The sequence below is a fragment of the Streptomyces sp. NPDC049687 genome (assembly GCF_044465285.1).
Lineage (GTDB): Bacteria > Actinomycetota > Actinomycetes > Streptomycetales > Streptomycetaceae > Streptomyces.
This window is the reverse complement of the sequence record NZ_JBITLN010000016.1, coordinates 152,234-166,899: the sequence shown is the minus strand read 5'-3', so window position 1 is coordinate 166,899 and position 14,666 is coordinate 152,234. Positions and strand designations below refer to the sequence as shown.

Below are 14,666 nucleotides of genomic sequence, written 5' to 3'. Positions count from 1 at the left end.
GGACAAGGCTGCAAACGGGTTGCGGGACACCGGAACACGCCCATGCACCGCGGCGCATTGACAGCCCGGAGCACCACCGGGCAAAGCGTGCGGACGGGAAGTCCCCGCAGGTGCGGGGGCGTTGAATTGGCCGTCTCTGCGCGGAACGTCGGTATCGCATCGTCTGTATGAAGTGATCAGCGTCTCATCGCGGGACTCCATGTGCTTTGCGGTATGAAAGGCGCGCCCAAGACTTCGCCAAGGCCGGAACCGTGTGCCGGTGGCCCGAGTCCTGATCGTTGGTCCAACACAAACGGGGAGTGACGAAATGTTGGTTGCAGCGGATCACAGAGGCGCCGGCGTCGGGACGCCCTTCGGCGCGGCCGTGCGCGCCCGACGGCTGGAGCTGGGACTCACCCAGGAACGCCTCGCGACCGAGGCGGGCATGACCCAGGGCGCGCTGTCGCGCATGGAGTGCGGCCGCGGGGTTCCGACTCTGCCGCTGCTGGAGCGACTGGCGGCGGCGCTGTCGTCGAACCTGCTGATCTCCATGTCGCCGCACGGCGGCGTCCGCGTGGTCTTCAAGGCGCTGCCGCGCTGACCCACCGACCCCGAACGGCTCAGCCGAGCCGTTCGGGGTCATCCTCCTGACGCCCCTTTGAACCCGTACGGGTGGGGTGAGAGTGCAGGGAATCCCTCATGTGCCGATATTGACTGGTAAAGGATCAAGGCACTCCTGGGTCCGGCGCAGTCAAGAGGAGGCATGCATGCGTGGAGCCACGCACGTCAGGTGGGCCGCATGCGCGGTGGCGGCAGCGCTCATGGCGACGGCCTGCGGGGGCGGGGACGGGGATGGCGGCGACGGCGCCGCGGTGCTCAGCTCCTCCTGGGGAGACCCCCAGAACCCGCTGGAGCCGGCCAACACCAACGAGGTGCAGGGCGGCAAGGTCCTCGACATGATCTTCCGCGGGCTGAAGCGGTACGACCCCGAGACCGCCCAGGCGCAGGACATGCTGGCGCAGAGCATCAGGACGCCGGACTCGCAGAACTTCACGATCACCCTCAAGGACGGCTGGACGTTCAGCAACGGTGAGAAGGTGACCGCGAAGTCCTTCGTCGACGCCTGGAACTACGGCGCGAGCCTGAGGAACAAGCAGAAGGCCGCGGAGTTCTTCAAGTACATCGACGGCTACACCGAGGTGCACCCGGAGACGGGCGCGCAGACCGCCGACACGCTCTCCGGGCTGAAGGTCGTCGACGACCGCACGTTCACCGTGCGGCTCAGCCAGAAGTTCTCGTCCTTCCCGGACACCCTCGGCTACGCCGTCTTCTCGCCCCTGCCCCGGGCGTTCTTCGACGACCACGAGGCCTGGCTGAGGAAGCCGGTCGGCAACGGGCCCTACACGATCGCCTCGTACACCAGGGGTTCGCAGATGAACCTCGTCCGGTGGGACGGCTACCCCGGCGCGGACAAGGCGCGCAACGGCGGGGTGACCCTGAAGGTCTACACCGACCCGAACACCGCCTACACCGACCTCCTGGCCGGCAACCTCGACCTCACCGACGACGTGCCCGCCGCCCAGCTCAAGAACGCGCCGAGCGACCTCGGCGGCCGGTACCTCAACCAGCCCGCCGGCATCATCCAGACGATCGCCTTCCCCTACTACGACAAGCAGTGGGGCAAGCCCGGCATGGACAAGGTCCGCAAGGGGCTGTCCATGGCCATCGACCGCGACCGGATCACCGAGACGATCTACCGGAAGACCCGGGTGCCGGCCACCGACTGGACGTCACCGGTCCTCGGTGTGAAGGGCGGCAAGAAGGGGCTGTGCGGCGAGTGGTGCACCTATGACCCCGGCCGGGCCAAGGAGCTGATCCAGGAGGGCGGGGGACTGCCCGGCGGGCAGCTGAGGATCACGTACAACGCGGACGCCGGGTCGCACCAGCAGTGGGTCGACGCCGTCTGCAACTCCATCAACAACGTCCTGGGCGACGACAGGGCCTGTGCCGGCAGCCCCATCGGCACCTTCGCCGACTACCGCAGCAGGACCACCCAGCAGAAGCTGAGCGGCCCCTTCCGCGCCGGCTGGCAGATGGACTACCCGCTCATCCAGAACTTCCTGCAGCCGCTGTACTACACCAACGCCCCCTCAAACGACGGCAAGTGGTCCAACAAGGACTTCGACCGGCTCGTCGACCAGGCCAACGCCGAGACCGACACCGCCAAGGCCGTCGAGCTGTTCCAGAAGGCCGAGGAGGTCGTCCGGGACGACATGGCCGCCATCCCGCTCTGGTACCAGAACGGCACCGGCGGCTACGCGGAACGCCTCTCCGGCGTGCGGCTCAACCCGTTCTCCGTCCCCGTCTACACCGACATCAAGGTCGGCTGACCCGCCATGGGGCGGTACGTCCTGCGGCGTCTGCTGCAGATGGTCCCGGTGTTCGTCGGGGCGACCCTGTTGATCTTCCTCATGGTGAACGTGATGGGCGATCCCGTCGCGGGCCTGTGCGGCGAACGGCGGTGCGACCCGGCGACGACCGCCCAGCTGAAGCAGGAGTTCGGTCTCGACCGGCCGGTCTGGCAGCAGTACCTGACCTACATGGGGAACGTCTTCACCGGCGACTTCGGTACGGCGTTCAACGGCCAGCCGGTCACCGAGCTGATGTCGACGGCGTTCCCCGTCACCGCGCGGCTGACGGTCGTCGCCATCCTCTTCGAGATCGTCATCGGCATCACCCTGGGCGTGATCACCGGCCTGCGCCGGGGCCGGAGCGTCGACACCGGCGTCCTGCTGGCCACCCTCGTCGTGATCTCCGTCCCCACCTTCGTCACCGGCCTGCTGCTCCAGCTGCTGCTCGGCGTCGAGTGGGGCTGGATCAAGCCCTCGGTCTCCGCGGCGGCCGGCTTCGACGAACTCCTCGTGCCCGGCCTGGTGCTGGCCTCCGTCTCGCTGGCCTACGTCACCCGCCTCACCCGCACCTCCATCGCCGAGAACAGACGCTCCGACTACGTCCGTACGGCCGTCGCCAAGGGGCTGCCGCACCGCCGGGTCGTCACCCGGCACCTGCTGCGCAACTCCCTCATCCCCGTGGTCACCTTCATCGGCGCGGACATCGGCTTCCTGATGGGCGGCGCGATCGTCACCGAGCGCATCTTCAACATCCACGGTGTCGGCTACCAGCTCTACCAGGGGATTCTGCGGCAGAACACCCAGACAGTGGTCGGTTTCGTCACCGTCCTGGTCCTGGTCTTCCTGGTCACCAACCTGCTCGTCGACCTCCTGTACGCCGTACTCGACCCGAGGATCCGCTATGCCTGAACTGGAGCCCGAGGGCGACATCGCGGCGACCGGCGCGGGCGCCGCGGCGGACTTCGCGGCCAGCGAGGCGCTGCCGCTGGAACAGCCCCTCGAAGGGGCGGAAGGCCTCGGCACCGGGGCCTCGGGCAAGCCCCGCTCCCTCTGGTCCGACGCCTGGCGCGACCTGCGCCGCAACCCCGTCTTCGTCATCTCCGGGCTGATCATCCTCTTCCTCGTCCTCATCGCCCTGTGGCCGTCGGCCATCACCTGGACGAGCCCCCTCAAGTGCGACCTCGCCAAGGCCCAGGAGGGCTCCCAGCCCGGCCACCCCTTCGGCTACGACGGCCAGGGCTGCGACGTCTACACGCGCGTGGTCTACGGCGCTCGTACGTCCGTCGAGGTCGGCGTCCTCGCCACCCTCGGGGTCGCGCTCCTCGGCAGCGTCCTCGGCGGCCTCGCGGGCTTCTACGGAGGCCTCGGCGACTCGATCCTGTCCCGGATCACGGACGTCTTCTTCGCGATCCCGGTCGTCCTGGGCGGCCTGGTCCTGCTGTCCGTCGTCACCAGCGACACCGTCTGGCCGGTCATCGGCTTCATGGTGCTGCTGGGCTGGCCCCAGATCTCCCGTATCGCCCGCGGCTCGGTGATCACCGCGAAGCAGAACGACTACGTCCAGGCCGCTCGGGCCCTGGGCGCCTCCGACTCCCGGCTGCTGCTCCGCCACATCGCCCCGAACGCGGTCGCCCCGGTCATCGTCGTCGCGACCATCGCCCTCGGCACGTACATCGCGCTGGAGGCGACCCTGTCCTACCTCGGCGTCGGCCTGAAGCCGCCGGCCGTCTCCTGGGGGATCGACATCTCCGCCGCCTCCCCGTACATCCGCAACGCCCCGCACGCCCTGCTGTGGCCCTCGGGCGCCCTCGCGCTGACCGTGCTCGCGTTCATCATGCTCGGCGACGCGGTCCGCGACGCCCTCGACCCGAAGCTGAGGTGACGGCCGGATGCTGCTCGAAGTGCGTGACCTGCGGGTCGAGTTCCGGACGCGGGACGGGATCGCCAAGGCGGTCAACGGGGTCGGCTGTGCCGTGGACGCGGGGGAGACGCTCGCCGTGCTCGGGGAGTCCGGGTCCGGGAAGTCCGTCACCGCTCAGGCGGTCATGGGAATCCTGGACATGCCGCCCGGGCGGATCACCGGCGGCGAGATCCTCTTCCGGGGGAGGGACCTGCTCAGGCTCAGGGAGGACGAGCGCAGGAAGGTCCGGGGCGCCGAGATGGCGATGATCTTCCAGGACGCGCTGTCCTCCCTGAACCCGGTGCTCACCGTCGGCGACCAGCTCGGCGAGATGTTCGTCGTCCACCGGGGCATGTCCAGGAAGGACGCGCGGGCCATGGCCGTGGAGCTGATGGAGCGCGTCCGCATCCCGGCCGCGAAGGAGCGGGTCAGGGACTACCCGCACCAGTTCTCCGGCGGGATGCGCCAGCGCATCATGATCGCGATGGCGCTCGCCCTCGAACCGGCGCTGATCATCGCCGACGAACCGACCACGGCCCTGGATGTGACGGTCCAGGCCCAGGTCATGGACCTGCTCGCCGAGCTCCAGCGCGAGTACCGCATGGGCCTGGTCCTCATCACCCACGACCTCGGCGTGGTCGCCGACGTCGCCGACCGGATCGCCGTCATGTACGCGGGCCGGATCGTCGAGTCGGCCCCGGTCCACGACCTCTACAAGGCGCCGGCCCACCCTTACACGCGCGGGCTCCTCGACTCCATCCCGCGGCTGGACCGGAAGGGCCGGGAGCTCTCCGCCATCAAGGGCCTGCCGCCCAACCTGACGGACATCCCGCCCGGCTGCGCCTTCAACCCCCGCTGCCCGATGGCCCAGGACGTGTGCCGTACGGACGTACCACCCCTGCACCAGGTGGACGAGGACCACGCGAGCGCCTGCCACTTCTGGAGGGAGTGCCTGCATGGCTGAGCCCCTGTTGGAGGTCAGCGGGCTGTCCAAGCACTACCCGCTCACCCAGGGCGTCCTGTTCAGGAGGCAGGTCGGCTCGGTGAGGGCCGTCGACGGCGTCGACTTCGCGCTCGGGAAGGGCGAAACCCTCGGCATCGTCGGTGAGTCCGGCTGCGGCAAGTCCACGGTCGCGAAGACGCTGGTCAGCCTGGAGCGGCCGACGGAAGGGCGGATCCGCTACAAGGGCGAGGACATCACCAAGCTGTCGGGCAAGGCGCTGAAGGCCGTCCGCCGCAACATCCAGATGGTGTTCCAGGACCCCTACACCTCGCTCAACCCGCGGATGACGGTCGGGGACATCATCGGGGAGCCGTACGAGATCCACCCGGAGGTGGCGCCGAAGGGCGACCGGCGCCGGAGGGTCCGGGAACTGCTGGACGTGGTCGGCCTCAACCCGGAGCACATCAACCGCTATCCCCACCAGTTCTCCGGCGGCCAGCGTCAGCGCATCGGCATCGCCCGCGGCCTCGCCCTGCGCCCCGAGGTGATCGTCGCCGACGAGCCGGTCTCCGCGCTGGACGTCTCGGTCCAGGCCCAGGTCATCAACCTCCTCGACCGGCTCCAGTCCGAGTTCGAGCTGTCGTACCTCTTCATCGCGCACGACCTCTCGATCGTCCGGCACATCTCGGACCGGGTCGGGGTGATGTATCTCGGCCGGATCGTGGAGATCGGCAAGGACGCCGAGATCTACGACCATCCCACGCACCCCTACACCCAGGCACTGCTCTCCGCGGTGCCCGTGCCCGACCCGGCGGCGCGGGAGTACCGGGAGCGGATCATCCTGACCGGTGATGTCCCGTCCCCGACGAACATCCCCTCCGGCTGCCGCTTCCGCACTCGCTGCTGGAAGGCGCGGGAGCGGTGCGCGCTGGAGGTTCCGGCGCTCGCCGTGCCCGAGGAGTTCCGGGACACGGACGGGCCCGCGGCACACGCCTCCGCCTGCCACTTCGCGTCGGACGATCATGGAAACCGGGGTGCATAGCCGGACATTCACGCCGCAACTGCGTTAACACGCAGGCAACTTGACTGACCCGATTCCGATATACGGACGCGTCAGGCTGAACAGCGTACGGCCGTGCGGGTGCCGTAAACGGGCCGGGGCGCGCCATGTCGCCCCGGCCCGTTGCCTTGCGCTACCGCAATCCCAGCGAACGCTTCAGGAAGTCCACCTGAAGCAGCAGCAGGTTCTCGGCGACCTGCTCCTGCGGGGTCATGTGGGTGACGCCCGAGAGGGGCAGCACCTCGTGCGGGCGGCCGGCCGACAGCAGCGCCGAGGACAGCCGCAGGGCGTGGGCCACGACCACGTTGTCGTCGGCCAGCCCGTGCACGATCATCAGCGGCCGGTGCGGCTCGGCGGGCGCGGAGAGCCCCTCGTCGGTGACGAGCGAGCTCTTCGCGTACGACTCCGGGTGCGCCGCCGGATCGCCGAGGTACCGCTCGGTGTAGTGGGTGTCGTAGAGCCGCCAGTCGGTCACCGGGGCGCCCGCGATGCCCGCGTGGAAGACGTCGGGGCGGCGCAGCACCGCCAGACCCGCCAGCCAGCCGCCGTAGGACCAGCCGCGGATCGCCACCCGGCCGAGATCCAGGGGGTGGGTCTTCGCCAGATCCTGGAGCGCCTCGATCTGGTCGTCGAGGCTGACGGTGAAGTCGTGGTGGATCGCCTTCTCCCAGCCGGGGGAGCGGCCCGGGGTGCCCCGGCCGTCGGCCACCACCACCGCGAAGCCCTGGTCGGCGAACCACTGGGAGGTGAGATGCGCGTTGTGCGCGGCGAGGACCCGGGGGCCGTGCGGACCGCCGTAGGGGTCGAGCAGAACCGGGAGGAGGCGGTGCGAGGTGTCACCGGGGTAGTCCGTAGGCATAAGCACGGCGCACGGGATGCGCCGTGCGCCCCCCTCGGTGAGTGTCACGCGGGGGGACAGACCCGGATCTTCCGCATACGACCGGACGGTCACCGTCCTCCCCCAGCCTTCGGCCCGGGGCACCCCCCTCTCCCTTCGGTCACCCTCCCGCAGAACCCGCACCAGGCTCCCCGGCCGGTCCGGCGCCGCCGACACCAGCACCGTCACGCCCCCGGCGCGCACGGCCGAGTGCACGCCGGGCTCCCGGGAAACGCGCTCGACGCCGAGCTCGTTGACGCGATAGACATGCACCTCGCCGATTTCCGGGTTCTCGGCCTCCTCCCCGGCCGAAGCCGAGACCAGCACGTCGTCGGCCGTGACGTCCAGTACCGCCCGCACATGCAACTGCGCTCCGGTCAGCGGCCGTTCCCCGACCGCGAGGACCCGGGCGCCGCCCTCGTCGGCGATCCGGACCAGCTGACCCGACGGGCTCCAGCACGGCACTCCAGGAAAAAGATCCAGCCAAATCGGATCTTCGTCGGCGTGCACCATCCGGGTCATCCCGGAGTCGGTGTCCACGGCCAGAAACAGCTGGCTGCGCTGATCGCGCGCCTGGACGAGCAGTAGCGGCGCACCCGCCCCTGACCAGTGCACACGCGCCAGATACGGATAGCGCGCCCGGTCCCAGACGACCTCCGTGCGCACTCCGTCGAGGCCGAAGACGAACAGCCGTACGTCCGCGTTGGCCGTCCCGGCAGCCGGATACGGCACGTGTTGTGGGTCACGTTTCGGCTGCGCCGGATCGGAGATCCACCACCGCTCCACCGGCGTGTCGTCCACCCGCGCGACCAGCAGCCGATCCGACTCCGGAGCCCACCAGAAGCCCCGTGAACGCCCCATCTCCTCGGCCGCGATGAACTCGGCCATTCCATAGGAAACCGTGCCCGAATCGGGCTCCGCGATCGCCCGGTCGTCCTCGCCCTCGGCACCCACGACCCGCAGAGCGCCCCCCACGACATAAGCGACGAGCCGCCCGTCAGGGGACGGACGGGGATCGACGACCGGGCCCGGAACCGGCAGTTCACGTGCCGTCCCGGCCCGCAGCTCCGCCGTGAAAAGCCGCCCTGACAAGGCGAAAGACGCCAACTCGACGGCCGTGTCGGTGGCATACCCCACGATCCCGGCACCCCCCTCACGGCTGCGCTCGCGGCGCGCCCGCTCCTCGGGCGAGAGGTGCTCCGAGGCGCCGCCCAGGAGGGCGCGCGGGTCGGCGGCCACGCGCTCCGTGCCGTCGGCCGGATCGAGGACCCACAGCGCGCCCGCGCGGTCCGTACCGGAACCGGAGCGCAGGAACGCGACCCGGGAGCCGTCGGGGGCCACCGTGAACGAACGCGGCGCGCCGAGCGTGAAGCGCTGGGTGCGTGCGTGCCGGCGGGGAAAGGAGTCGGACTCGGTCGTCATCCCCCGACCATATTGGCCATGCGCCCCCTTGTGCGGCTGTGCGCCGAGAGATGCGCACGTACTCATAGTTATGATCACTAGCGCACTGTGGGTATGAACCTGCTGGCAGTTGTATGGATTTACAAGTTCCCTCGTTCTGTCCTTCCCCCACGTTCCCGGGTTCTTGGAGGTGAGCCGCCGTGGCACTCTCGATTTCGGCGGTGGTGCTGCTGGCGATCATCGTCTTCTTGTTGATCAAGAAGTCAGGGCTGAAGGGCGGCCACGCGGTCGTCTGCATACTGCTCGGCTTCTACCTCGCCTCCTCGACGATGGCGGGGACGATCAACGACCTGACGACGAGCGTGGCGAGCATGATCGGCAGTATCAAGTTCTGACGCGTGCCGGCACGGGGGCTCCGGTGGGTGGTTGACCGGAGCCCGCCCGCTGCTGCCATGGTCCGCGCCTTCCCCGCATCCGGCTCCGTAAGCCTGACGGATCCGGGACACCTGCGGAGCTGGGCCGGAGCGTGTTCCTCACTCGGCCGGGCGCTGCACGCTCCGTTGCCGGGAGGTGCCGCGGCTGGGCACGCGCGTGGTCCCTCGGGCGGCTCGGGAGGGCCGAGGCCGCGGGAGGGCCGATCGTCGGGCGATGAGTTTCCGCGTGATCCGCGGTCAGAGACCACGGTGGGTGCGCCGCAGCCGCGAGTGCGGCCGACACGTGCACCGACCGCATCTGCCGAGGACCGACACGAGACACCGAGGAACCCGACATGCGTACTCTGATCAGCACCGCCTTCATCTCGCTCGACGGCGTCGTGGAGGCCCCGGGCGGCGAGCCCGGCTACCGGAACGCCGGGTGGACCTTCAAGGACATCGAGTTTCTCCCCGAGGCATTCGAGATCAAGGGCCGGGAGCAGAAGGAAGCCACCGCGATGCTGATGGGCCGGGCCAGCTACGAGGCCTTCAGCCCGGTCTGGCCCGGCATGGAGGATTTCGCCGACTACAAGGTGATGCCGAAGTACGTGGTCTCCACCACCCTCACCGAGGACGACCTGGTGTCGAACTGGGGCGAGACGACGATCCTGCGCACGCTCGACGACGTCGCCGCGCTGAAGCAGACCGAGGGCGGCCCGATCATCGTCCACGGCAGCGCCCTGCTGAACCAGGCGCTTTCGGACGCCGGCCTGATCGACCGCTACCACCTGCTCGTCTTCCCCCTCCTGCTCGGGGCGGGCAAGCGGCTCTTCAGTACCACGGACAAGGACACCCAGAGGCTGAACCTCGTCGAGCACGAGGTCTATGCCAACGGTCTGCAGAAGAACGTCTTCGACGTCGTCCGGTGAGGCCGTCAGCCCACGGCCGTTGTAAGCGCCGTCCGACTCCCTCGTTCGCGGACCCGGTCCCGCGGAAGGGAGACCGGGACCGGGAACGGTGTCAGAAGACGAGCACCGGCTTGACGGCCACCCCCGAGCGGGTGTCGTCGACCGCACGGTTGATCTCCGCGAACGGGTAGAAGCTGATGAGTTCCTCCACGGGGAGCTGCCCGGCGGCACGCAGCTTCAGCAGCCTCGGCAGGAAGTCGTGGGGCACGGCGTCACCCTCGATGCTGCCGCGCAGCGACTTGCCGCCCGAGATCATGTCCTGCACGTCGACGGTCACGTCCGGGGCTCCGATGCCGACCGCCACCAGTGTTCCCCCGCCGCTGAGCGCCTTGACGCCGCCGGAGATGACGGCGGGTTTCGCCGTCGTGTCGAGGGCGTGGGTCGCGCCGCCCTGGGTGAGCTCCCGCACCGCCTCCACGGGGTCGCCGTCCGCGGGGTCGATCACGGCGGTGGCGCCCAGCTTCAGCGCGAGCTCCCGCCGGGCGGGCACCGGGTCGACGGCGACGACAGTCGTGGCTCCGGTGGTCACGGCGGCCATCAGCGCGGCCAGTCCGACACCGCCGGCCCCGTAGACCACGAACCGGCTGCCGTCGCCCGGTCCGAGTACGTTGAGCACGGCTCCGGCGCCGGTCTGGATGCCGCAGCCCAGCGGGGCCGCGGTACGCAGGTCGACGTCGTCCGGCACGACAACGGTGTTCCGCGGTGTGGTGATCACATGGCTGGCGAAGCTGGACTGGCCGAAGAAGGAGCCGAGGACCGGCGAACCGTCCCTGGTCAGCACGGTCGATCCATCGGGCCGGGTGCCGCCGGTGTTGAGCACCCGGAAGCTGTCGCAGTAGCCGGGCCGCCCTGCGGCGCACGGCGGGCAGGTGCCGCAGGAGTCGAAGCTGAGCAGTACCTGGTCACCGGGCCGCACACCGGTGACATCCCGGCCGACCTCCTGCACCACGCCGGCGCCCTCGTGCCCGAGGACGTACGCCAGACCGTCCGGCAGCATCCCTTTGATGGTGAGGTCGGTGTGGCACACGCCGGTCGCCACCAGGCGGACCAGGACCTCCCCGTCCCGGGGGCCGTCGAGGTTCAGCTCTTCGATCGCGAAAGGCTCCTGCGGTCCGTGCGACACCGCGGCTGTGATCTTCATGGGTGCTCCTGCTGTACGGAAGGGGAAGGCGGCCGCGCGGCTCGGGCCGCGGTGTCCGGGACGGAGGTCGCCCGCGGACGGCCACGGGGAAACAGGTGGCCAGGGCGGCCGAGGGAAGGAGGTGGCTAGGGCGTGTTTCGAAAGTCCCGTCTGGCCCGCGACGCCTGGCACGGCGCCTCGCCGCGTTGTCGGGATCGCCCGCGTACGCCCGGTACGCGGACGACCCTCCGCCTTGCGATGCACCGCACCAGACGCCGCGGGCCCCGCCCTCCGGGCGGACGACGCTACTTTCGAAACACGCCCTAGGCGGCGGAGGGGACGAAGACGGACCGCGTCTTCAGATACGCGGCAAGGCCCTCGGGGCCGAACTCCTTGCCGATGCCGCTGGCCTTCCAGCCGCCGAACGGCGAACCGGGGTCCAGCGTCCACATGTTGACGCCGATGCTGCCGGTCTCGATACGGCTCGCCACCGACAGCGCGTGTGCGGAGTCCGCACTCCACACGCTGCCGGCGAGCCCGTAGTCCGAGTCGTTGGCGATGGCGATGGCCTCCTCCTCGGTGCCGTACGGGATCACGCAGATCACGGGTCCGAAGATCTCCTCCCGGGCCACGGTCATGGTGTTGGAGACATCGGCGAAGACGGTGGGCTCGACGAACCAGCCCCGGTCCAGGCCGCTCGGGCGGCCGCCGCCGGTCACCACCCGCGCCCCCTCGGTCCGGCCGGCGGTGATGTACGACTCCACGCGCTGCCGCTGCCGGTCGCTGACGAGCGGGCCCATCGTGGTGTCCGCGTCCAGGGGATTGCCGAGCTTGAAGGACCGCGCGAGCTGGGCGAGGCCGTCGACGACCTCGTCGTAGCGCTCCCGCGGCGCCAGCACCCGAGAGTTGAGGAAGCACGACTGGCCGTTGTTGGCGAAGGACAGGAAGGCGAGACCCGGCAGCACCTGGGAGAGATCCGCGTCCGGCAGCACCACGGCGGCCGACTTCCCGCCGAGTTCCAGCGTGACGGGCTTGAGGGCCTCGCCGCACAGGGCGCCGATGGCACGCCCCGCCGCCGTCGAGCCGGTGAAGGCGACCTTGTCGACGCCCGGGTGGCGGACCAGGGCCTCGCCGGTGTCGCGTCCGCCGGTCACCAGGTTGACGACACCGGCGGGCAGGCCGGCCGCGTGCACCGCCTCCATCAGATACCTGGTGTCCAGTGAGGTCTCCGGCGCCGGCTTGAGCACCACGGTGCAGCCGGCCGCGAGCGCCGGGGCCAGCTTCATGGCGGTGAGGCCCAGCGGGTAGTTCCACGGCACGATGAGCGCCACCACTCCCACCGGTTCTCGCTGGATGCGCACATCGCCCGGGAACGCCAGCGCCGGGCGCTTCTCGTCGTCGAAGCCGGCACGGGCCAGGGACGCGTAGTAGCGCAGGGTGCCCGCCACCGAATCGACCTCGGACATCCGGGACAACATCAGAGGCATGCCGTTCTGCCGGGAGACCGTCTCGCTGATCTCCTTGCCGCGCCGCTCCACCTCCTCGGCCAGCCGCTCCATCAGCGCGGCGCGCTCGGCCGGGTCGGTGGCCGCCCAGCCGGACCGGGCCCGCCGGGCGGCGTCGACGGCGCGCTCGACGTCCTTGGCGGAGGAGTCGGGGATGTGCCCCAGCGGTTGCTCGGTGGCGGCTTCGACGACGGGGATGGTGGCGGACGACAGCGGATGCGTGAACTCGCCGTCGATGTAGAGGAGAAAGTCGGAGCTTCCGCCTGCTGTGATGCCTTCGTTGTCGGACATGCGTGCTCCTGGCGTGGGCGGGAGGGAGAGGAGAGGAGAGGGCGGACGAGAGGCGGAGAGGGGGGAGGGGCCTACGCGGGCACGGTGTCCGGTGCCGGCCGGAAGACGGGTATCGCTTCCCCGCCTTCGGGGCGTTCGAAGGCCACGGCCACCCGCAGGCCGGTGCGTACCTCCTGCGGGGCGGCGGTGATGACCTGCGAGTGCAGCCAGGGGCCTTCGTCGAGTTCGACGATGACCACGGCGGTGACCGGAGCGGGCCCGCCGTCGCGCGGCGGGCGACCGTGGACCAGCGTCCAGGAGACGACCGTCCCGGTGCCCTTGGCCGGGACCCGGTCGAGTGCCGCCGAGCCGCAGGCCGGACAGGTTTCGCAGCGCGGCGCGCTGTGGTGGCCGCAGTCGGCGCAGCGGCGGATCAGCAGCTCGCCCCTGGCCGTACCGTCGAAGAACTCCGCCGTGGCAGCGTCCCGTTGCATGATGCCGACCGTCATCGCGGTCTCCCTTCAGCTGTGCGGGTGGGGGCTGAGGACGAGCGTCGAGTGGTGGTCGAGGACTCCGCCGTTGCCGCTGACGAGGACGAGGTCGTGTCTGGCCACCTGGCGCTCGCCGCCCTGTCCGCGGGCCTGGATGACGGCCTCGGAAAGCGGAGTCATGCCCCACATGTAGTACGAGGACAGCTCGCCGCCCCCGGTGTTGAGGGGGAACGAGCCCTCAGGGCCCAGCACCCCGCTGGAGACGAAGGCGCCGCCCTCGCCCTTGGCGCAGAAGCCGTAGTCCTCAAGGGTGATGAGGACGGTGTACGTGTAGCAGTCGTAGATCTCCGCGATGTCGATGTCGGCCGGGCCGACCCCGGCCATCTTCATCGCCGCGGGCCCGGCTGTGGCCGCCCCGCTGACCAGCCCGAAGTCGTTGCCCCGGCCCATCTCGTAGCCCGGGTGCGCCTGCCCCCAGCCGAGCACGTGCACGGCCGGCTGCCGCAGGTCGGCGGCCCGGTCGGCCGAGGTGACGATGACCGCGGCCCCTCCGTTGCTGACCAGGCAGCAGTCCAGCAGGCGGAACGGATCGGAGATCATGCGGGAGTTCTGGTGGTCCTCGACGGTGATCGGCTCACGCATCTGGGCCAGCGGGTTCTTCGCCGCCCAGGCGCGCTGGGCCACCGCGATGTGGGCGAACTGTTCGCTGGTCGTACCGTAGGTGTCCATGTGCCGCCGGGCGGCCAGCGCGTACATCGGGTTGGCGCCGGCGAGGCCGCTCGCGAAGTCCAGCAGCTGCCAGCCGGTGAACTTCAGACCGGAGCTGTACGCGGCCCCGGCCGAGCCCTTCTCCCGCAGCGGCGCGTCCGCGAAGACGCAGGCCACGGTGTCGACCATGCCGGACTGGACGGCCATGGACGCGTACTGCACCATCGCGCCCGCCGTCGACCCGTACGCCTGGACCTCCGACAGCATGCGCAGGTCCCGCAGTCCGAGTTCGCGCTGGAGCGTCAGTCCCACTCCTCCGCCGACTCCGTTGCTGAACAGCAGGCCGTCGATGTCGGACAGCCGCAGTCCGGCGTCCTGGGCCGCGCGCCGCACGGCGTCGGCGGCGAACTCGGCGGGGGAGCGGCCGTACACCTTGCCCATCTCGGTGAGACCGAGTCCGGCGATCACCGGTCGGCGCGATCCGGCTCCTGACGTGGCGTTCACGTGGGGTCTCCTTCACTGGTTGTCGGGGCCGTGGTCCGGGTCGCGGCTGGGGTCCGCGGCGGCGTCCCGGTCGCGGTCATCGCGGAGCGCCGCCTTTCACCCGCCGCGGGTATGCC

Annotated in this window: 13 protein-coding genes; 8 read left to right on the top strand and 5 right to left on the bottom strand. The window is 70.2% G+C overall.

Annotation, left to right across the window (positions count from 1 at the left end; translation table 11 throughout):
- The first annotated feature begins 307 nt into the window (after positions 1 to 307).
- The 6 genes from ACIBVL_RS36535 (at position 308) to ACIBVL_RS36510 (ending at position 6,275) form a co-directional block, all read left to right on the top strand.
- Positions 308 to 580: a helix-turn-helix domain-containing protein gene (locus ACIBVL_RS36535; protein WP_399104339.1), complete on the top strand. Its 273-nt coding sequence runs from the start codon at positions 308 to 310 to the stop codon at positions 578 to 580.
- Positions 581 to 746: 166 nt separating this feature from the next.
- Positions 747 to 2,369, top strand: a complete 1,623-nt coding sequence (locus ACIBVL_RS36530) for an ABC transporter substrate-binding protein (protein WP_399104337.1) — start codon at positions 747 to 749, stop codon at positions 2,367 to 2,369.
- 6 nt (positions 2,370 to 2,375) lie between these two features.
- On the top strand, positions 2,376 to 3,299 hold the full coding sequence (locus ACIBVL_RS36525) for an ABC transporter permease (protein WP_399104335.1): 924 nt from the start codon (positions 2,376 to 2,378) through the stop codon (positions 3,297 to 3,299).
- Positions 3,292 to 4,272, top strand: coding sequence for an ABC transporter permease (locus ACIBVL_RS36520; RefSeq protein WP_399104333.1), 981 nt, complete (start codon positions 3,292 to 3,294; stop codon positions 4,270 to 4,272). The genes ACIBVL_RS36525 and ACIBVL_RS36520 overlap by 8 nt, the downstream gene beginning before the upstream one ends.
- Before the next feature lie 7 nt (positions 4,273 to 4,279).
- Positions 4,280 to 5,254 carry an ABC transporter ATP-binding protein gene (locus ACIBVL_RS36515; protein WP_399104331.1) on the top strand — a complete coding sequence of 325 codons (975 nt, stop codon included), beginning with the start codon at positions 4,280 to 4,282 and terminating at the stop codon, positions 5,252 to 5,254.
- Entirely contained in the window at positions 5,247 to 6,275 is a 1,029-nt protein-coding gene (locus tag ACIBVL_RS36510) for an ABC transporter ATP-binding protein (protein ID WP_399104329.1), read from the top strand. The genes ACIBVL_RS36515 and ACIBVL_RS36510 overlap by 8 nt, the downstream gene beginning before the upstream one ends.
- A 151-nt stretch (positions 6,276 to 6,426) precedes the next feature.
- Here ACIBVL_RS36510 and ACIBVL_RS36505 read toward each other — a convergent pair whose 3' ends face one another.
- On the bottom strand, positions 6,427 to 8,592 hold the full coding sequence (locus ACIBVL_RS36505; RefSeq protein WP_399104327.1) for a prolyl oligopeptidase family serine peptidase: 2,166 nt from the start codon (positions 8,590 to 8,592) through the stop codon (positions 6,427 to 6,429).
- A 179-nt stretch (positions 8,593 to 8,771) separates the two neighbouring features.
- On the opposite strand from ACIBVL_RS36505, the gene ACIBVL_RS36500 reads away from it, so the two are divergent.
- A complete protein-coding gene (locus ACIBVL_RS36500; protein WP_030783885.1) occupies positions 8,772 to 8,966 on the top strand; it encodes a hypothetical protein in 195 nt (64 codons plus the stop codon).
- A gap of 374 nt (positions 8,967 to 9,340) precedes the next feature.
- Positions 9,341 to 9,913, top strand: coding sequence for a dihydrofolate reductase family protein (locus ACIBVL_RS36495; RefSeq protein WP_399104325.1), 573 nt, complete (start codon positions 9,341 to 9,343; stop codon positions 9,911 to 9,913).
- A 91-nt stretch (positions 9,914 to 10,004) separates the two neighbouring features.
- On the opposite strand, the gene ACIBVL_RS36490 is transcribed toward ACIBVL_RS36495, so the two are convergent.
- The 4 genes from ACIBVL_RS36490 to ACIBVL_RS36475 all read right to left on the bottom strand — a co-directional run bounded on the left by ACIBVL_RS36490 (position 10,005) and on the right by ACIBVL_RS36475 (position 14,550).
- Entirely contained in the window at positions 10,005 to 11,093 is a 1,089-nt protein-coding gene (locus ACIBVL_RS36490; protein WP_399104323.1) for an NAD(P)-dependent alcohol dehydrogenase, read from the bottom strand.
- Between the two features lie 302 nt (positions 11,094 to 11,395).
- Entirely contained in the window at positions 11,396 to 12,868 is a 1,473-nt protein-coding gene (locus ACIBVL_RS36485) for an aldehyde dehydrogenase (protein WP_399104321.1), read from the bottom strand.
- A gap of 71 nt (positions 12,869 to 12,939) precedes the next feature.
- Complete coding sequence (locus ACIBVL_RS36480) at positions 12,940 to 13,356, bottom strand: Zn-ribbon domain-containing OB-fold protein (RefSeq protein WP_399104319.1); 417 nt, start codon at positions 13,354 to 13,356, stop codon at positions 12,940 to 12,942.
- 12 nt (positions 13,357 to 13,368) lie between these two features.
- Positions 13,369 to 14,550, bottom strand: a complete 1,182-nt coding sequence (locus ACIBVL_RS36475) for a thiolase family protein (RefSeq protein WP_399104317.1) — start codon at positions 14,548 to 14,550, stop codon at positions 13,369 to 13,371.
- Between the last annotated feature and the right edge of the window lie 116 nt (positions 14,551 to 14,666).